Annotated in this window: 14 protein-coding genes; all 14 read right to left on the bottom strand. The window is 65.7% G+C overall.

Going from position 1 to position 17,304, the window contains the following annotated elements; genetic code table 11:
* Positions 1 to 19: 19 nt before the first annotated feature.
* The 14 genes from AC1DXS_RS09915 to AC1DXS_RS09850 all read right to left on the bottom strand — a co-directional run bounded on the left by AC1DXS_RS09915 (position 20) and on the right by AC1DXS_RS09850 (position 17,253).
* The gene (locus AC1DXS_RS09915) at positions 20 to 1,600 is read right to left on the bottom strand and encodes a C13 family peptidase (protein ID WP_477737342.1); all 1,581 of its coding nucleotides are present in this window, start codon (positions 1,598 to 1,600) and stop codon (positions 20 to 22) included.
* Positions 1,597 to 2,484 carry a formate dehydrogenase accessory sulfurtransferase FdhD gene (locus AC1DXS_RS09910; protein WP_477737341.1) on the bottom strand — a complete coding sequence of 296 codons (888 nt, stop codon included), beginning with the start codon at positions 2,482 to 2,484 and terminating at the stop codon, positions 1,597 to 1,599. The genes AC1DXS_RS09915 and AC1DXS_RS09910 overlap by 4 nt, the downstream gene beginning before the upstream one ends.
* Positions 2,485 to 2,551: 67 nt before the next feature.
* Positions 2,552 to 2,938: a hypothetical protein gene (locus AC1DXS_RS09905; RefSeq protein WP_477737340.1), complete on the bottom strand. Its 387-nt coding sequence runs from the start codon at positions 2,936 to 2,938 to the stop codon at positions 2,552 to 2,554.
* 19 nt (positions 2,939 to 2,957) lie between these two features.
* A complete protein-coding gene (locus tag AC1DXS_RS09900; protein WP_477737339.1) occupies positions 2,958 to 4,154 on the bottom strand; it encodes a formate dehydrogenase subunit gamma in 1,197 nt (398 codons plus the stop codon).
* Positions 4,155 to 4,168: 14 nt separating this feature from the next.
* On the bottom strand, positions 4,169 to 4,411 hold the full coding sequence (locus AC1DXS_RS09895) for a hypothetical protein (RefSeq protein ID WP_477737338.1): 243 nt from the start codon (positions 4,409 to 4,411) through the stop codon (positions 4,169 to 4,171).
* Complete coding sequence (gene fdh3B, locus AC1DXS_RS09890; protein WP_477737337.1) at positions 4,408 to 5,028, bottom strand: formate dehydrogenase FDH3 subunit beta; 621 nt, start codon at positions 5,026 to 5,028, stop codon at positions 4,408 to 4,410. The genes AC1DXS_RS09895 and fdh3B overlap by 4 nt, the downstream gene beginning before the upstream one ends.
* Before the next feature lie 9 nt (positions 5,029 to 5,037).
* A complete protein-coding gene (locus AC1DXS_RS09885; RefSeq protein ID WP_477737336.1) occupies positions 5,038 to 8,010 on the bottom strand; it encodes a formate dehydrogenase subunit alpha in 2,973 nt (990 codons plus the stop codon).
* Between the two features lie 56 nt (positions 8,011 to 8,066).
* Positions 8,067 to 8,273, bottom strand: a complete 207-nt coding sequence (locus tag AC1DXS_RS09880) for a formate dehydrogenase (RefSeq protein WP_074578009.1) — start codon at positions 8,271 to 8,273, stop codon at positions 8,067 to 8,069.
* A 192-nt stretch (positions 8,274 to 8,465) separates the two neighbouring features.
* Positions 8,466 to 9,083: a TorD/DmsD family molecular chaperone gene (locus tag AC1DXS_RS09875; protein ID WP_477737335.1), complete on the bottom strand. Its 618-nt coding sequence runs from the start codon at positions 9,081 to 9,083 to the stop codon at positions 8,466 to 8,468.
* 24 nt (positions 9,084 to 9,107) lie between these two features.
* On the bottom strand, positions 9,108 to 11,237 hold the full coding sequence (locus tag AC1DXS_RS09870) for a 4Fe-4S binding protein (RefSeq protein ID WP_477737334.1): 2,130 nt from the start codon (positions 11,235 to 11,237) through the stop codon (positions 9,108 to 9,110).
* Entirely contained in the window at positions 11,164 to 11,847 is a 684-nt protein-coding gene (locus AC1DXS_RS09865) for a DUF3306 domain-containing protein (RefSeq protein WP_477737333.1), read from the bottom strand. Before AC1DXS_RS09865 ends, AC1DXS_RS09870 begins: the two co-directional genes overlap by 74 nt.
* Positions 11,837 to 12,424: a DUF3305 domain-containing protein gene (locus tag AC1DXS_RS09860; RefSeq protein WP_477737332.1), complete on the bottom strand. Its 588-nt coding sequence runs from the start codon at positions 12,422 to 12,424 to the stop codon at positions 11,837 to 11,839. Before AC1DXS_RS09860 ends, AC1DXS_RS09865 begins: the two co-directional genes overlap by 11 nt.
* A gap of 42 nt (positions 12,425 to 12,466) precedes the next feature.
* Positions 12,467 to 15,442: a formate dehydrogenase subunit alpha gene (fdhF, locus tag AC1DXS_RS09855; protein WP_477737331.1), complete on the bottom strand. Its 2,976-nt coding sequence runs from the start codon at positions 15,440 to 15,442 to the stop codon at positions 12,467 to 12,469.
* Positions 15,439 to 17,253, bottom strand: a complete 1,815-nt coding sequence (locus tag AC1DXS_RS09850; protein ID WP_477737330.1) for an NADH-ubiquinone oxidoreductase-F iron-sulfur binding region domain-containing protein — start codon at positions 17,251 to 17,253, stop codon at positions 15,439 to 15,441. Before AC1DXS_RS09850 ends, fdhF begins: the two co-directional genes overlap by 4 nt.
* Positions 17,254 to 17,304: the final 51 nt, after the last annotated feature.

Genomic DNA, 17,304 nt, shown 5'->3' with positions numbered 1-17,304 from the left:
AACCGCTATGAGGGATCGCTCAGGGCCGCGCGGCACTGGCCACGGTTGCCGGCGCCGCAGCGGCAGCCGGCGGCAGCGCATCCAGGCGCTTTTCCAGCGCGCGCAACACCGGCGCGATGCCCGCGCCCACCCGGATCTGCGGGTTGGAAAAGCCGTCTTCCTTGCCGGCGTCGATCTCGCGCTGCTTGATCAGCGGAACGGCCCGCGCGAAAGCCTGTTCGAAGGAATGCGTCTTGCGCAGTTGCTCGTCAAACACGGCGCGGCCAAAGAAGGTCAGCTCGGAGCGCCGGCCGCAACCGTAAGACGTGTGGGTGGCGTCGGCCGCCGTCATGACCAGCGTGGTGTCTCCGGCCAGGGCATCGGCCCAGCCGCCCGAGAAGCAGGCCGAAATCGCGATCACGCGGTGGCGTATGCCGGACCTGTCGAGCGCCTCGCGGAGTTCATCAGGGCTCACGGGCGGTACTTCCAGCGGCCAGTGAGAGGCGGAGAGCTTGAAGTCACTGGCGCCGTGCGAAGTCATGTAAACCACCAGCACGTCGTTGTTGCGGTCCATGCGCTGGGCGATCGCATCGATGGCGCGCTCCATGTTGAGCGCGGTGGCCCAGGGATGGGTTTGCGTGGTGGTGACGTGGTTGACCAGCTGCACCACGCGGCCCTCGGCGTCAAAGCGCTCTGCCAGCACGCGGCTGACCATGGTGCTTTCGCGCAGGAACACGTCTTCCGCCGCATAGGGCGCGAACACCAACGCGTACACGTCGGTCACACCAGGCCGTTCGCGCGCAACGGCGGCCATGGTTTTTTCCCACAGCGCCTGCTGTTCCTCAAAAGTCTGCTGGCTCAGGTGCAGCCGGGGCCGGTCTTCGGCGTCGCCGCGCGCGGCATAGTCTGGCTGCCAGGTGCGCGCTTCAAACTGCCAGGCGGTCAGGCCGCTGGAAGCCACCAGGGCCGCCGCGAACAAGGCCATGCGCCATGCCCAGCCGGTAAAGCGCGCGACCAGGACGATGGCGGCGCCCAGCGCCCAGGCCGAGAACACCGCATAAAACCCCCAGTACAGCCAGGCCGATGAAAACAACGCAGCCCGGACCCAGCCCTGGGCGACGGATGCGATCAGGCCCTGGTACAGCACGGCGCTGGGCAGCGATGCGAGCAGCCACAGGACGAGGCAGGCGGCAATGCCGCTCGGGCGCCCGGAACCGGCTTCAACGGCCTCGTCCGCTTCCTCGACCGGCGCGGCAGGCGTTGCCGAAACCCCTGCGGGAAGGGCCCACCAGGCCAGGCCGATGAACAAGGCGATGGTCCACCAGCCCGACAGCCAGGCCTGCACATCCATGCGCGCGGGGCCGGCCACTTCCAGCCGGGCCAGGGCCAGTTCCAGGGCCAGCACCCCGGCCGCAATGAGCAGCAGCTGCAGCGGCGAGGGTACGCCCCCGGCTACGCGAGGCCTTAAAAAGACGCCGGCCCGCAGGCCCTCGATCACCCAGCGCAGCAGCGACAGGCTGGTACGCCCTTCTTGTCCTTCTTGCCCTCCCCGCCCTTCATCGTGGGAGGAGGGGATTTCGGGAACGGCGGGAATCGTAGGCTGGACGTCGGCGTCTGTCATGTTGGCGTGGCGGAAAAAGATGCGGGCCTGGCGCCCGCGAGTTCGGGCTGCAGCACAAGCCGCTGCGGGTTGGCATAACAAACAAAACGCTTGTTGGTGGCGCGGCCAATCGCGCACAGGCCCACGGCCTGCGCGACCTGATGGCCCATCTGCGTGATGCCGCTGCGCGAGACCACGATGGGCACGCCCATCTGCGCGGACTTGATGACCATTTCGCTGGTGAGGCGGCCCGTCGTGTAAAACACCTTGTCCGATTTGCTCACGACAGGGCTGTCCTGCATCCAGATCCAGCCGGCGATGGTGTCTATGGCGTTGTGGCGGCCCACGTCTTCGACAAACAGCAGCATTTCGGGGTCGCCGTCCGTCATCGCAAACAGCGCGCAGGCGTGTACCGAGCCGGCGGATTTGTAAGTCGTTTCCTTGAGCCGTATGGTGTTGACCAGGGCGTAGAGCTGGCCCTGGCTGATGCGGGCGTCGGCAGGCAGCACGATGCCGTCCACCTCGTCCATCAGGCCGCCAAACACGCTGCCCTGCCCGCAGCCGGTGGTGACCACGCGGCGCGCGGTTTTTTCCTCGATGTCCTCAATGCCGTGGCGGGTCTTGACGGCGGCAGCGCCCACCTCCCAGTCCACGGTGATGGAGTCGATGTCGGCCACATCCTTGACCAGGCGCTGGTTGCGCAAATAGCCGAGCACCAGCAACTCGGGATGCGCGCCCAGCGTCATCAAGGTCACGAGTTCACGCTTGTCGACATACACCGTGAGTGCGCGCTCTGCCGGGATGGAGACCTGCTGCGTTTCGCCGTATTCGTTGACGGTCTGGACCTCGCAGGTCAGGGGCGCCCTGGCGTTTGTCAGGCGGGGCAAAGGTGATGGCGAAGGCATGCGGCAAGACTACAACAAAAAAGCCGGCCCTTTGCAGCGCCGGCTTCTCGGGGGAGGTGAGAGAACTTCAGGATTTCTTGGCGGGGTTGCCGACCGCGTCCGGTTGTTTGGTGCTGGGCGGGCTGGTGGCATTGCCGGCCGGCGAATGCGCGCCGGCGGCTTCCAGCGGCTTGGCTTCAGGCGGGGTGTAAGCAAAGGGGCCGGGGTCGGCGCAGGCAGGCGCTGGGGTCGGTGGCTTGGTCTCCTTGCCGGCGGCTTTTGCCGATTTGTAATAAGCGGCGGCCACCTTGTCCTGCGTTTTGCAGAGCTGGTAGGCCTCGAGCTTGCCGGTCCAGGCCGTCTTGGCGGCGGCTTCGGCGGCCTTGGCCTTGGCTTCGTCGCTCAGCGGCGGCAGTTTGGCCAGCACCGCGGCCGACGCGGCGGCCAGCAGGCCCAGGGTCAGGAGTTTTTTCATGGCGTCCTCATTTCGCTCTTCAAGCTTGCGCGATCTGGCCGGGTGGATCAACAGGCGTGGTGCTGCGCTGCGCCGGAATGTTGCCCGCCTTGATGTCGTCGTACCAGTATTCGTGGTGTTCCTTCGCCCAGGTCTCGTCGACATAACCGGTGCGCATGGCCTTGTAGGCGCCCTGCATGCCGATGGTGCCCAGATAAATGTGGCCGAGGAACATGCACATCATGAGCACGGTGGCCACGGCATGCACCATGTGCGCGACCTGCATGGTGGCGCGTTCGTAAACCAGGCCGGGCAGCAGCTTGTCGAGCACAAAGCCCGAGGACACGACCACGATGCCGAGCAAGAACACACCGCCCCAGAAGATGAGTTTTTCGCCCGCGTTGAAACGGTTGGATGGCGGTTCCTCGCCGCCCGTAATCAGGCCGCCGCCCTTGGCCAGCCAGTGCAGGTCGCCTTTTTGCGGCCAGTTGTCGCGCAGGAAAGTGAAGAACACGATCACCAGCGACACCGCGAACAGCGGGCCGGCGAAGTTGTGCAGGGTCTTGAGCACCCAGGTGAGCCAGCCGAACAGCAGGCCGCCAATAATGGGCTGCAGGAAGAACTTGCCGAAGGCCATCACCAGGCCGGAGATCGCCAGGATGGAAAACGCGATCGCGTTGGACCAGTGCGCGGCGCGCTCAAAAGGCGTGAAGCGTTCTATCTTGCGGCCGGTGTCTGCGCCGTGGGTTTTGATGGAGCCTTTGCTGAAGTAAAAGATCGCGATCGCCAGCAACACGATCAGGAACAGCGAGCCGCCGTAGGGAATGATCCAGTGGTTGCGCACCTGGCGCCAGGCTTCGCCGGCGTTGGTCAGGCGCGAGCCGGGGTACTGCACAAAAGGCTGAATCAGGTTGCCGGCTTCGGGCGCTTCGCTTTTGGGCAGGCTGCTGTAGCCGGTGACGCCCTCGCCCACCTGGCGCCACATGGGCGCGTTGTTGCCGGGCTGGACCTTGGCGCGTTCGCCGTTGTTTTGTTTGGCGTAATTGGGATCGGCGCTGGCGTCGGGCTTGACTTCAAAAATGTTCTGGCCCTGGATGCCGCTGGTGGCCGCCGGCGCGGCGGCAGGAGCGACAACGCCCTGGGCCTGCGGTGCGGCTGCCGGCGCAGGGGCCTGCGCGGCCGCCAGCCCGGCCAGGCCGGCTGCCAGCAGAAAGAGAACGGGTCGCGCAAGAAACATAAGGCCTCCGCTCGCTATTTCGACGTGCCCGTCTTGGTGTATTCGTTCTGGCTGTTCTGGGCCCGGGCCTTGAGGCCCTGCTCCCAGCTGGCCTTGTCGCCCTTGGTCCAGCCCGGCGCCGCGAAGGCGTTGTCGGTGCCCTGGAAGGCCGCGGTGTCGCTTCTTGCGCCGCCACCCAGGGTTTGCGGTTTTTCGCCGCAAGCGGCCAAGACGGTGAGGGCCGCCGTGAGGCAAACCAGTATCGCGAGGCGCTTCATGATTTGGCTCCCGCGGGCGGCTGGCCCGCTTGTTTGGACCCATAGGCCGTGCCCCAGCCCCAGACTTCTGCCCCCTTGCCGCGCTGCACCACGCGGTTGCGGAAGATGTCGGCGACCACATCGCCATCGCCGGCCAGCAAGGCCTTGGTCGAGCACATTTCGGCGCAGGCCGGCAGCTTGCCTTCGGCCAGGCGGTTGCGTCCGTATTTTTCAAACTCGGCCTGGCTGCCGTTGACTTCGGGGCCGCCGGCGCAGAAGGTGCACTTGTCCATCTTGCCGCGCACGCCGAAAGTACCGGATGCCGGGAACTGCGGCGCGCCGAAGGGGCAGGCATAAGAGCAGTAGCCGCAGCCTATGCAAATGTCCTTGTCGTGCAGCACCACGCCCTCGTCGGTGCGGTAAAAGCAGTTGACCGGGCAGACGGCCATGCAGGGCGCGTCGCTGCAATGCATGCAAGCCACCGAGATGGATTTTTCGCCGGGAACACCGTCGTTAAGCGTCACCACGCGGCGGCGGTTCACACCCCAGGGGACCTCGTTCTCGTTTTTGCAGGCGGTGACGCAGCCGTTGCATTCGATGCAGCGCTCGGCGTCACAGACAAATTTCATGCGTGCCATGGTGATTCCTTATGCTTTCTCGACGTTGCAGACGGTTGTTTTTGTTTCCTGCATCATCGTGACGCTGTCGTAGCCATAGGTGGTGGCCGTGTTGATGGCCTCGCCGCGCACCACGGGCGCCGCGCCGTTGGGGTAGTAGGCCAGCATGTCGGCGCCCTGCCAGCGGCCCGAGAAGTGGAAGGGCATGAACACCGTGTCGGGGCCTACGCGCTCGGTCACCATGGCCTGCACGTTCAGGCGCGCGCCCGTGGGAGTGCTGACCCAGGCGCGTTCGCCGTTGCGTATGCCTTTTTCGGCGGCCACCTTGGGGTTGATCTCGATGAACATTTCCTGCTGCAGCTCGGCCAGCCAGGGGTTGGAGCGGGTTTCCTCGCCGCCGCCTTCGTACTCGACGAGCCGGCCCGAGGTCATGACCAGCGGGAATTTCTCGTGCACCTTGTCGGCGATGTTTTTCTGCTGGATGGTCTTGTACAGCGTGGGCATGCGCCAGAAGGCTTTCTTGTCGTCATGCGTGGGGTACTTGGCCTGCAGGTCGGCGCGGTTGCCATACAGCGGCTCGCGGTGCTGCGGGATCGCGTCGGGGAAGTTCCAGACCACGGCGCGCGCCTTGGCGTTGCCGAACACATGGCAGCCGTGCAGCTTCATGGTGACGCGGATGATGCCGCCGGAAGAGTCGGTCTTCCAGTTCTTGCCCTCGGCCGCGGTTTTTTCGGCGTCGGTCAGGTCGTCCCACCAGCCCAGTTTCTTGAGCAGCAGGTGGTCGAACTCGGGGTAGCCTGTGTTGATCTCGGCGCCCAGCGAACACGAGCCGTCTTCGGCCAGCAGGTTGACGCCGTCTTTCTCAACGCCGAAGTTGGCGCGGAAGTTGCCGCCGCCGTCCATGACGTGTTTGGAGGTGTCATAAAGATTGGGCGAGCCGGGGTGCTTGAGCTCCGGGGTGCCGTAGCATGGCCAGGGCAGGCCGAAATAGTCGCCCGTCGTGTCGTAGCCGGTTTCCTTGTCCTTGCCGCCTTTGGACTTGAGGGTCTTGACGTCGAACAGGTGCATATTGCGCATGTGCGCCTTCAGGCGCTCCGGGCTCTGGCCGGTATAGCCTATGGTCCAGCAGGTCTTGTTGATCTCGCGCAGGATGTCCTCGGGCACGGGCTCATCCATGCCCTTGACCTTTTGCATCTTGTAGTTCTTGGACAGCTCCTTGGCGAAGCCGAGTTTTTCAGCGAACTGGTGCATGATCATGTGGTCGCTGCGGCTTTCCCACAGCGGCTCTATGACTTTCTCGCGCCATTGCAGCGAACGGTTGGAGGCGGTCACCGAGCCGCTGGTCTCGAACTGCGTGGCGGCCGGCAGCAGATAGACCGCGCGCTTGGGGTTCTGGTCTTCGGCCTTGCCGGGCATGGCGGCCATGGCCGCGGTGGCCGAGGGATAGGGATCGACCACCACCAGCAGGTCCAGCTTGTCCATGGCCCGTTTCATCTCGAGCCCGCGCGTCTGCGAATTGGGCGCATGGCCCCAGAAGAACACGCCGCGCAGGTTGGACTCCTGGTCTATGAGTTCGTTTTTCTCGAGCACGCCGTCTATCCAGCGCGATACCGTGATGCCGGGCTTGCCCATCATGGCGGCCGAGGCGTAGCGGCCCTTGATCCAGTCGAAGTCCACGCCCCAGATCTTGGCGAAATGTTTCCACGAGCCTTCGGCCAGGCCGTAGTAGCCGGGCAGCGAATCGGGGTTGGGGCCGACGTCGGTCGCGCCCTGCACGTTGTCGTGGCCGCGGAAAATATTCGTGCCGCCGCCGGACTTGCCGACGTTGCCCAGCGCCAGCTGCAGGATGCAGGAGGCGCGCACGATGGCGTTGCCTATGGTGTGCTGGGTCTGGCCCATGCACCAGACGATGGTGCTGGGGCGGTTCTGGCTCATCATGGTGGCCACCTTGAGCGTGGTGGCCTCGTCCACGCCGCAGGCTTCCAGTACCTTGTCGGGCGTCCACTTGGCCATCACGTCGGCCTTGACCTTGTCCATGCCGTAGACGCGGTCGTTGATGTATTTTTTGTCTTCCCAGCCGTTCTTGAAGATGTGGTACAGCACACCGAAGAGGAAAGGAATGTCCGAGCCCGAGCGAATGCGCACGTAGTCGTCGGCCTTGGCCGCCGTGCGCGTGAAGCGCGGGTCCACCACGATCAGCTTGCAGCCGGTTTCCTTGGCGTGCAGCATGTGCAGCATGCTGACCGGATGGGCCTCGGCCGCATTCGAGCCTATGTACAACGCGCACTTGCTGTTCTGCATGTCGTTGTAGGAGTTGGTCATGGCGCCGTAGCCCCAGGTGTTGGCGACGCCGGCCACCGTGGTCGAGTGGCAGATGCGGGCCTGGTGGTCGCAGTTGTTGCTGCCCCAGAAGCTCACGAACTTGCGCATCAAATAGGCCTGCTCGTTGTTGTGCTTCGACGATCCCACCCAGTAGACCGAGTCGGGGCCGCTTTCCTTGCGCAGCTCGAGCAGCCTGGCGCTGATTTCATTGAGCGCCGTGTCCCAGCTGATGCGCTCGTACTTGCCGTTCACCAGCTTCATGGGGTAACGCAGGCGGTATTCGCCGTGGCCGTGTTCGCGCAGCGCGGCGCCCTTGGCGCAGTGCGCGCCCAGGTTGATGGGCGAGTCGAACACCGGCTCCTGGCGCACCCAGACGCCGTTTTCGACCACGGCGTCGACCGCGCAGCCTACCGAGCAATGGCCGCACACCGTGCGCTTGACTTCGATCTTGCCCGTGCCATCGGAAGTTGCGCCGGGCGTGGCCGCCCCGGCTTTTTTGACCAGGCTCAGTTGCGTCGCGGCCAGGCCCACGCCGACGCCCATGCCGGAGCGGCGCAAAAAGGCGCGGCGATCCATGGTGGGCAGGGCATTGGAGAGGCCTCGCGACAGGCTCTGCACAAAACGCGCGGAGCCGGCGCGGTGCGCGGGATGAACTTGGGACGTTTTTTTCGTGAGCAGCATGAAGCTCTCCGTGGGAAGTGAAACCGGGACTGGGCGCGAATCAGGGAGCCTTCGCGCTAGACGCGCGTGGTCTTGTAGTAGCGCTGGACGTGTTCCGAGAGGCTGTAGCCGCCGCCTTTTTCAGGGGCCGGCTTGGGGGCGGGGAGTTCGGCCTGGAGTGCCGGTGCGCCCGGCAGGGCCACGACGGCCGCTGCGGCCGCGCCCGTGGCGGCGGCACCGAAAAAGAATCCCCGTCGCGAGGGTTTTGGCTGGCTGTCCTGCATGGTGTTCTCCAAGGGAAGGCTTGCTCGGTATGCAACCGTTTGCATAGTACTGTACGTCAGAGGTCCCCTCGCCACAATGGCTTGCCCCTCTCAATCGGCAGGGCTAGGGAAAACGATAGGCCATCATATGATCGCGCGGCCACGTGCTGTCGCATATTGAGAAAACATTCGGGCCCTGCCCACCTCCGGGGGCTAGGCCAGCATGTCGAAGCCCTGTGCCTCGACGCTGACGAAGGCCTGCGTGAAGGCCGCAAGCGCCGCGTAAAAACGTGCCTTGGGGTGTTGCGTGATGGCCTCGCACATCAAAGGCAGCCAGGGCTGCAGATGGCGCGCGAAGAACTCGCGCTGCCGCGTGAGGTTGGCCACGGCCACGTCGTCGCCGGCGATCAGGTAGCGCATGACCTCGCACAGGTAGGCCACGTGGTCCTCGGTCTCGGGCATGGTTTCGTCGCGCGCCAGCCCCAGTGCCGCGATGTCGGTGCGCAGCACGGCCAGAGGCTTTTCGTTGAGGAAGCCGCTGAGGTAATGAGAACCAAAGAGGTACACCTCGGGCTTGCCCACGCCGCCGAACAGTGCGTCGTGCTCCTGGGCCACCGCCTCCCGGCTTTGCGCTCGCGCCGCAGCCACCAGCTCGCCCCAGGGGTTTTCGAGCAACGCGCCCTCGGCGGGTGCGGCCGTCACGGCAACGCGCAGGTTTTCATAAAGTTCGGCCGGCGGCGCGGCGTAATACAACGCGGCCAGCAGGCCGTAGACCTCGGCGCGCGCGGTTTCTTCGTCCAGGGTGGTGGCGGTGAGGGAGGCTGGCGTCATGCGTGGCGTCTGGTGGTGGGAGGCTTAACGGATGTCGGTGATCTTGACTTCGTTCTCGGCGGAATACAGGTCGATGACGCGGCAGTCGCCGCACATCTTGAGGCGGTCGGCCGCGGCGCCCTGGAACATCGCGTGGCCCGCCAGCTTGCCCAGCATGGACTCGATGGCCTTGAGCGTGCCGAAAGGCTTGGCGCAGCGTATGCAGTGGTAGGGCGCGCTTTCATTGAGCACCCTTGCCTCTTTGCGCAGCGGCGTGAGCAGCAGGCGCGGCTGCAGGGTGATGGCGTCTTCGGGGCAGGTGGTGGCGCACAGGCCGCACTGCACGCAGTTCTTCTCGATGAACTTGAGCTGCGGGCGCTCAGGATTGTCCTGCAGCGCACTGGCCGGGCAGGCGCTCACGCAGCTCAGGCACAGCGTGCAACTGTCCACATTGACCGCCAGGCTGCCAAAGGGCGAGCCTTTGGCGGGCAGCGCAATCGCTTCGGGCAGCGCGGCGGGCGCCTGCTGCACCAGGTGGTCCAACGCCATGTCCAGTGTGCTGCGTTTTTCCTGCGCGACGGCAAAGCGCGCCGGGCTGGCGGGCACGCCGGGCCGGTTGCGCGCCAGGGCCTGCAGGCCGGCATCCAGGCCGGCGACATCGCCGGTTTGCGCGCGCAGCAACTGAAAGTGAACGCCCGCATAGCCCAGGCCATTCATGAGTGCTTGCGCCACACGCATCTGCTCCGCCAAGCCCTCCAGATAGGCCGGCGCTTCTTCGTCCGTTACCAGCACAGCGACCTGCGAAGCGCCGAAGGCGATGGCGCTGAGCCACAGGTCCAGGCCAACACTGGCCGTGTGCCAGAGCGCCTGCGGAATCACATTGGCAGGAACACCGCGCACAGCTTTTTGCAGGCGCGCGGCGCGGCCCAAAGTTTCGACGGCCTGCTGGCCGCTGCCCTGGCTGTGAAACAACAGCACGGGTTGCGCACCGCCGGCCTTGGCATAAGCCGACAGCAAGGTCTTCATGCGCACGCCCTGCTCGCTTGCGCGGGGGTAGGCGTAAGTGAGCGCCCCCGTCGGGCACACCGTGGTGCAGGCGCCGCAGCCGACGCAGAGGTTGGGGTTGACGACAATCTGCTGGCGCTTTTTCTCACTGCTGACGGCGCCAGCCGAGCAGATGTCCACGCAGGCATTGCAGCCCACGGTGTCATTGCGGCTGTGGGCACAAAGTTTTTGTTTGTAGGCAAAAAACTTGGGCTTCTCAAATTCACCCACCATGTCGCGCAGCTTGACCACGGTGGCCAGCAGGCCGGGCGAGGCCAGGCCGGCAGAAGCGTCCTGCACGAAATAGCCTTGCGGCGGTGCATGCAGCGTGAACAGCGGCCTGGCGCCCAGGTCCAGCACAAGGTCAAAGGCCTCGGTGAGACTTTGCGGCGCACGGTTGAAATCGATCGCACCGGCCACCTTGCAGACGGCTGTGCAGTCGCGGTGCGATGTGCATTTCGCGCTGTCCACCTGATAGCTCAGGTCGATGGCGCCCTCGGGGCAGGCGGCCACGCAGGCATTGCAGCGTGTGCACAGGTCCAGGTCTATGGCGTTGGTCTTGTCCCAGCGCGCCTCGAAAGCCCCCAGCCAGCCGGTGAGCGCGAGGCGCTCACCGCTGATCACCGGGTATTTGCGCTCCTGCGCGGGAAGGCCCGCCTGTGCCGACGCAGAAACGCCCTGCGCGAAGATCGTCACCTCCAGCGTGTCGGCGACAAGGGCCGCCACCTGCTCGGCCTGGTCCAGCGGGCCGACGATCAGCAAACGGCCGGCACTCTTGTAAGTCACGGTGGCCACGGGCTCGGCATCGGGCAACTGGGCCGCGGCCAGCAGCGCCGCGATCTTGGGTCCGGCGCTGGAAGCATCCTTGCTCCAACCGCCGGTCTCGCGGATATTGACGAACTTGACGACGGAGGTGGCGCCCTGCGTCTGCGAACCGACCTCGGCGAACAGGCGTTTTTCCTGGGTGCAGGCGACCACCACGTCGTCGCCCGACTGCACGGCCTTCTGGAAGGCGCCCGCTTCGCGCCGGCACAGCGCCGAATGCAGCGTCAGGCTCTCATTGAGTGCCGCGCCCAGCACCTGGGGCTGGAGCGGCATGGTCTGGTTGCAGTCGCAAATCAGTGTGGGCATGGTCTGGTTGGCTACCGGCCACGGGAGGCGCGGGTTGGCTGGTCTCTGGCGGGCCGGCGAGCTCGGAGGGAGCTATGTCCGGCGGTTCATAAGCGGACTGTGCCACGGTTTCATCCGTGGGGTTATTGGCGCTTTCCCGTGAAGCGGCTGCGGCGGCTTTCTTCGTCTTTTCATCCTCGTCTTCCTCGTCGCCAAACAGCTTGAGGAACTTCGCGCTGGCCATCTGCCGCAGCATGGACTCGGGGATGGGATCGGATTTGGAGTAGTCGTCGATGTAAGTGTCCAGCCCGTCCATCACATTGAAGTGGGGGTCGGCAAACAGCTTTTTCATGGCCGCGTTGCGCACTTCGGGGCTCACATTGCCGGCCATAAAGGGCTTGAAGTCAGAGTCGCGGGTCAGCAGCCTGGCGTCCTCCAGCGTCAGCACTTTGGGCGGCGCGGCATCGGCCGGCGCCGCTTCGGCGGCCGGCTGCACCTGGGCAGGCGAAGGAACCGGGGCAGGCTCAGCCGGGGCAGGCGCGGCCGCCGGTTCATCCAGGGTCTTGCCCTGGCGCGCCTCTTCCTTGCGGCGCGCCCATCGGCCCAGGAAGCCGGCGGGCTCATCCGCCATGGCTGCCTCCGCCTGAATTTTTGCCGGTGCTCACGCTGGCGGGGTTGCCAAAACGGTCGGCCAGCGACTTGAAGCTTTGCGGGCGCTGCCTGCGCTTGGGCTCCAGCACATGGTGCTTCTCCACAAACTCGCGCAGCCAGGCCACAACCTCTGGCGGCGCGGGCACCTGCTCCACGGTTTCCTGCGCGTCCAGCCAGCGGCCGGCATCGTGGTAGCTCAGGGTGACGATCTGCGGCACGGCGACGGGCTCATCGGCCAGCAGCGCTTGTTCTTCCATGCGCCACACCACCCAGAAGCAGGGCTGCTCAATGCTGGCATTGAGGTAATAGCCTTCGGCATCGTCGGTAAACAGTTCGACCCCAAAGCCCGGGTGCAGCCATCGCTCTTCGCGCTCGTCTTTCAGCAGCAGCCGCGGCGCGGCGCCAAAGCCCTCTTCATGGGGAACGACATCGGCCAGCACCCAGCGCCAGGGCTGCCAGCGGTTGTCGATTCGCTCGCGGCGCATGACCACGGCCACCGAAGTGCAGTGCCGGGTTACGGCGTCTGTGTCGGGGGAGCGCAGCTGGAAATCAGGCATGCCCGCAGTGTACGGCGGGCTCTTGCCTGTCGTGCAAAGACCCTACCGGGCTGCTATCCCTTCGCCATACCCCTGGACGGGCGAGGCCTGCCCGCCGCGGCGTATCGCCACCGCGCAGTACTTGAACTCAGGGATCTTGCCGAAGGGGTCCAGCGCGGCGTTGGTCATCAAATTCGCAGCCGCCTCGTAATAGGCGAAGGGAATGAAGACCGCGCCGTGGGGCGTGCCGTCGTCGCGCCGCACGTGGATGGCGACCTCGCCGCGGCGCGACTGCACGGTGATCACGTCACCGGCCTCCAGCCCCAGTTTCGCCAGGTCGTCGCCGCACAGCGAAGCCGTCGCCATGGGCTCGATCGCATCGAGCACCGTGGCGCGCCGCGTCATGCTGCCGGTGTGCCAGTGCTCGAGCTGCCGCCCGGTGATCAGCACAAAGGGGAAGTCCGCGTCGGGCCGCTCGTTGGCCGGGATGATGTCGGCGGGCACCAGGTGGACACGCCCGTCGTGGGTGGCGAAGCGGTCTATGAAGACGGTGGGCGCGCCGGGGTCGTCTTCGCTCAGGCAGGGATAGGTCACGCTGGACTCGCGCTGCAGGCGCTCCCAGCTGATGCCCGAAATCGCCGCGTGCATGGCCTGGCGCATTTCCTCATAGACGGCCGCCACGCCCGAATGCTCGCCGGCATAGTTCCAGTTGAGCCCCATGCGCTGCGCGATCTGCTGGATGATCCAGAGGTCGGGTTTGGCCTCGCCGGGCGGCGTGATCGCCTGCTTGCCCAGTTGCACCATGCGGTCGGTGTTGCTGACGGTGCCGGTTTTTTCGGGCCAGGCGGTGGCCGGTAGCACCACGTCGGCCAGCCAGGCGGTTTCGGTCATGAAGATGTCCTGCACCACCAGGTGTTCCAGGCTGGCCAGCGCATGGCGCGCGTGGTTGAGGTCGGGGTCGCTCATGGCCGGGTTCTCGCCCATGATGTACATGCCGCGTATCTTGTGCGGGTCGCTGTCGGGCGCGAGCGCCTTGTGCATGATCTCGACCACGGTGTAGCCGGGCTTTTCGTCCAGCGGGGTGTCCCAGAATTTCTCGAACCACGCATGCGCGCCGGCGTTGTCCACGCGCTGGTAGTTGGGGAACATCATGGGGATCAGGCCCGCGTCGCTGGCGCCCTGCACATTGTTCTGGCCGCGCAGCGGGTGCAGGCCTGAGCCGGGCTTGCCGATCTGGCCGGTCACCGTGACCAGCGCGATCAGGCAGCGCGCGTTGTCGGTGCCGTGCACGTGCTGGCTGATGCCCATGCCCCACAAAATCATCGCGCCCTTGGCCTTGGCGAATTCGCGCGCCACCTCGCGCAGGGTTTGCGCCGGGATGCCGCAGATGGGCTCCATGGCCTCGGGGCTGTAGCCCTTGACGTTTTCCTTGAGCGCTTCGTAGTTGCTGGCGCGTTTGCTGATGAAGTCCTGGTCGGCCAGGCCTTCGTCGATCACGGTGTGGATCAGCGCATTGAGCATGGCCACGTCGGTGTCGGCCTTGAACTGCAGCGTGCGCCAGGCGTGCTTGCCGATGTCGGTGACGCGCGGGTCGGCCAGCACGATTTTTGCGCCGTTCTTGGCGGCGTTCTTCATCCAGGTGGCGGCCACCGGGTGGTTGGCCGTGGGGTTGGAGCCGATCACAAAGATCAGGTCCGAATGCTCCACGTCATTGACCTGGTTGCTGACCGCGCCCGAGCCCACGCCTTCGAGCAGGGCCGCGACGCTGGAGGCATGGCACAGGCGTGTGCAGTGGTCCACATTGTTGGAACCAAAGCCGGTGCGCACCAGCTTCTGGAACAAATAGGCCTCTTCATTGCTGCCCTTGGCCGAGCCGAAACCGGCCAGGGCTTTTTTGCCGTGCGTGTCGCGCAGGCCCTTGAGGCTGCCGGCCGAGAGCGCCAGCGCCTCTTCCCATGTCGCCTCGCGGAACACCTCGGACCAGTCGGCGCTGTCGCGGTTCAGGTTTTGCAGCGCCTCGGGGTCCTTGCCCACGCCGGCCTTGCGTATCAGCGGCACCGTGAGGCGCTGCGGGCTGTGCGCATAGTCAAAACCGAAGCGGCCCTTGACGCACAGCCGCGAATGGTTGGCCGGGCCGTCGCGCCCGTCCACGCTGACGATCTTGTTGTCCTTGACGTTGTAGGTCAGCAGGCAGCCGACGCCGCAGAAGGGGCAGACCGAGTCGACCTTTTTGTCGACCACTTGCGAGCCGACCTGCGATTTGGGCATGAGCGCGCCCGTGGGGCAGGCCTGCACACATTCGCCGCAGGCCACGCAGGTGCTGTCGCCCATGGGGTCGTCCAGGTCGAACACGATTTCGCTGTGCGAGCCGCGCATGGCGTAGCCGATCACGTCGTTGACCTGCTCTTCGCGGCAGGCGCGCACACAGCGGTTGCACTGGATGCAGGCATCGAGGTTGACCGCCATGGCGGGGTGCGAGACGTCGGCCGCAGGCTGGTCGCGGCGCAGGGCCTTGAGTGCCGGGCGCACGCTCACGTTCATGCGCGAGGCCCAGTCGCTCAGTTCACCGTGCTGGCCGGGCTGGCCCTCACCCCTGCCCTCTCCCAGAGGGAGAGGGAGTGAAGAGGAATCCAATATCCCAGTCCCCTCTCCCTTTGGGAGAGGGTTAGGGTGAGGGCTCCCCGAATCCGCATCATTCCACTTGTAGCCGGCGTCAGGCATGTCCGACAGCAGCATTTCCAGCACCATCTTCTGGCTCTTGAGCGCGCGTTCGCTGTGCGCCTGCACCTCCATGCCGGCCGTGGCGCTGCGGCAGCAACTGGGGGCCAGCGTGCGCTCGCCCTTGACTTCGACCACGCAGGCGCGGCAGTTGCCGTCGGGCCGCAGGCCGTCCTTGTAGCAAAGGTGGGGAATCTCCACACCGTGGCGCGCGGCGGCCTTGAAGATGGTTTCGCCTTCGTAGGCGTGGACGGTCTTGCCGTCGAGCTTGAACTCGACGGTTTGCGGCATGACCTCGGCGAGTTTGGCGGGGGCGTTCATGCCGTGGCTCCGATCTCATGCGGGAAATATTTCTGGATACTGCGCACCGGGTTGGGCGCAGCCTGGCCCAGGCCGCAGATGGAGGCGTCGGTCATCACGATGTTGAGGTCTTCCAGCGTGTCGCCGTCCCAGTGCTCGGCCTGCATCAGCTGCGCGGCCTTGGCCGTGCCGACGCGGCAGGGCGTGCACTGGCCGCAGCTTTCGTGTTCGAAGAATTTCATCATGTTGAGGGCGGCGTCGCGCGCGCGATCCTGGTGGCCCAGCACCATGACGGCGGCCGAGCCGATGAAACAGCCATAAGGCTGCAGGGTGTCGAAGTCCAGCGGAATGTCACCCATAGCGGCCGGCAAAATCCCGCCCGAGGCGCCGCCCGGCAGGTAGGCATAGAACTCATGGCCCTCAGCCATGCCGCCGCAGTATTCGGCTATCAGTTCGCGCACCGTGATGCCGGCCGGCGCCAGCTTGACGCCGGGATGCTTCACACGCCCGCTCACGCTGAAGCTGCGCAGGCCCTTGCGGCCGTTGCGGCCAAAGCCGCTGAACCACTGCGGGCCTTTTTCGACGATGTCGCGCACCCAGTACAGCGTCTCGAAGTTGTGCTCCAGCGTGGGCCGGCCAAAGAGGCCCACCTGCGCGATGTAGGGCGGGCGCATGCGGGGCTCGCCGCGTTTGCCTTCTATGCTTTCGATCATGGCCGACTCTTCGCCGCAGATGTAGGCGCCCGCACCGCGCCGCAGCTCAATCAGCGGCAGCTCGCAGGGCGGATCGGCGCGCAGCTTGTCGAGTTCGGTCTGCAGGATGGCGCGGCAGTCGTGGTATTCGTCGCGCAGGTAGATGTAGCAGGCTTCCACGCCCACCACCTGGGCCGCGATGAGCAGGCCTTCGAGGAAGCGATGCGGGTCGCGCTCAAGATAAGTGCGGTCCTTGAAGGTGCCGGGCTCGCCTTCGTCGATGTTGACGGCCATCAGGCGCGGCGCCGGCTGTTCGCGCACGATGCGCCATTTGCGCCCGGCCGGGAAGCCCGCGCCGCCCAGGCCGCGCAGGCCGGAGTCTTCCATGGCCTTGATGATGCGTTCGGCGTCTTCCTCGCCGTTGACCACCGCGGCAGCCAGCGCATAACCGCCGTGTTCGCGGTACAGCGCATAGCCGGTGTAAGCGGGCGCGGCATCCGTACCGGCACCGGTCACGCTGTGCTCCGCGAAATCGGCGGCGACAAAAGGAGCTACGGCCTGCGCCGTACTTGCCGAGGCCGATGCCTGGCCAACCGCCGAGACCACGGCCTCCACCGTCGCAAAAGGCACAGCCTGCTGGTGCACCGCGACGGCGGGCGCCTGTTCGCAGCGGCCTATGCAGGGCGCGGCGACCACACGCACATCCTGCGCGCCCAGCAGCGCCGGCAAGCGCGCCAGCAAATCCTGTGCGCCGGCCAGCTCGCAGGCCAGCCCGTCGCAGACCCGCACCGTGAGGCCGGGGGCTTTGCCGTCACCGCGAATCACTTCAAAGTGGTGATAAAAAGTCGCGACCTCATAGACCTCGGCCATGGGGATGTTCATCTCCTTGGCCAGCGCCACCAGGTGCCTGTCGTGCAGGCAGCGGTAAGCGTCGTTGAGCGCGTGCAGGTGCTCGATCAGCAGGTCGCGCCTGTGGCCCGCCTCGGGCCTCACGCCTATCAGCGCGCGCACCTCGTCCAGCGATGCATCGTCGGCCTGGCGCCCCTTGAGTTTGCTCTTGCGGCGTATGCGCTCGCGCATTTCGTCAACCGTGGCGACGGCAACGGCCTTGACTTCGGGACTGCGACCAGGATGGTTCATGAGTGGCTGGGCCGGCGTCCCCGCGCACGGCGCGGGAACGGCTTGGCTTGA

This window comes from Polaromonas sp. P3_B1, assembly GCF_056402935.1.
The sequence above is the reverse complement of the archived record's forward strand: the minus strand, read 5'-3'. Positions and strand labels throughout refer to the sequence as shown.

What these genes read in the sequence shown, in the direction of transcription:
- AC1DXS_RS09915 (WP_477737342.1), bottom strand. Translation starts at nt 1,600, where the DNA reads ATGACAGACGCCGACGTCCAGCCTACGATTCCCGCCGTTCCCGAAATC.
- AC1DXS_RS09910 (WP_477737341.1), bottom strand. Translation starts at nt 2,484, where the DNA reads ATGCCTTCGCCATCACCTTTGCCCCGCCTGACAAACGCCAGGGCGCCC.
- AC1DXS_RS09905 (WP_477737340.1), bottom strand. Translation starts at nt 2,938, where the DNA reads ATGAAAAAACTCCTGACCCTGGGCCTGCTGGCCGCCGCGTCGGCCGCG.
- AC1DXS_RS09900 (WP_477737339.1), bottom strand. Translation starts at nt 4,154, where the DNA reads ATGTTTCTTGCGCGACCCGTTCTCTTTCTGCTGGCAGCCGGCCTGGCC.
- AC1DXS_RS09895 (WP_477737338.1), bottom strand. Translation starts at nt 4,411, where the DNA reads ATGAAGCGCCTCGCGATACTGGTTTGCCTCACGGCGGCCCTCACCGTC.
- fdh3B (WP_477737337.1), bottom strand. Translation starts at nt 5,028, where the DNA reads ATGGCACGCATGAAATTTGTCTGTGACGCCGAGCGCTGCATCGAATGC.
- AC1DXS_RS09885 (WP_477737336.1), bottom strand. Translation starts at nt 8,010, where the DNA reads ATGCTGCTCACGAAAAAAACGTCCCAAGTTCATCCCGCGCACCGCGCC.
- AC1DXS_RS09880 (WP_074578009.1), bottom strand. Translation starts at nt 8,273, where the DNA reads ATGCAGGACAGCCAGCCAAAACCCTCGCGACGGGGATTCTTTTTCGGT.
- AC1DXS_RS09875 (WP_477737335.1), bottom strand. Translation starts at nt 9,083, where the DNA reads ATGACGCCAGCCTCCCTCACCGCCACCACCCTGGACGAAGAAACCGCG.
- AC1DXS_RS09870 (WP_477737334.1), bottom strand. Translation starts at nt 11,237, where the DNA reads ATGCCCACACTGATTTGCGACTGCAACCAGACCATGCCGCTCCAGCCC.
- AC1DXS_RS09865 (WP_477737333.1), bottom strand. Translation starts at nt 11,847, where the DNA reads ATGGCGGATGAGCCCGCCGGCTTCCTGGGCCGATGGGCGCGCCGCAAG.
- AC1DXS_RS09860 (WP_477737332.1), bottom strand. Translation starts at nt 12,424, where the DNA reads ATGCCTGATTTCCAGCTGCGCTCCCCCGACACAGACGCCGTAACCCGG.
- fdhF (WP_477737331.1), bottom strand. Translation starts at nt 15,442, where the DNA reads ATGAACGCCCCCGCCAAACTCGCCGAGGTCATGCCGCAAACCGTCGAG.
- AC1DXS_RS09850 (WP_477737330.1), bottom strand. Translation starts at nt 17,253, where the DNA reads ATGAACCATCCTGGTCGCAGTCCCGAAGTCAAGGCCGTTGCCGTCGCC.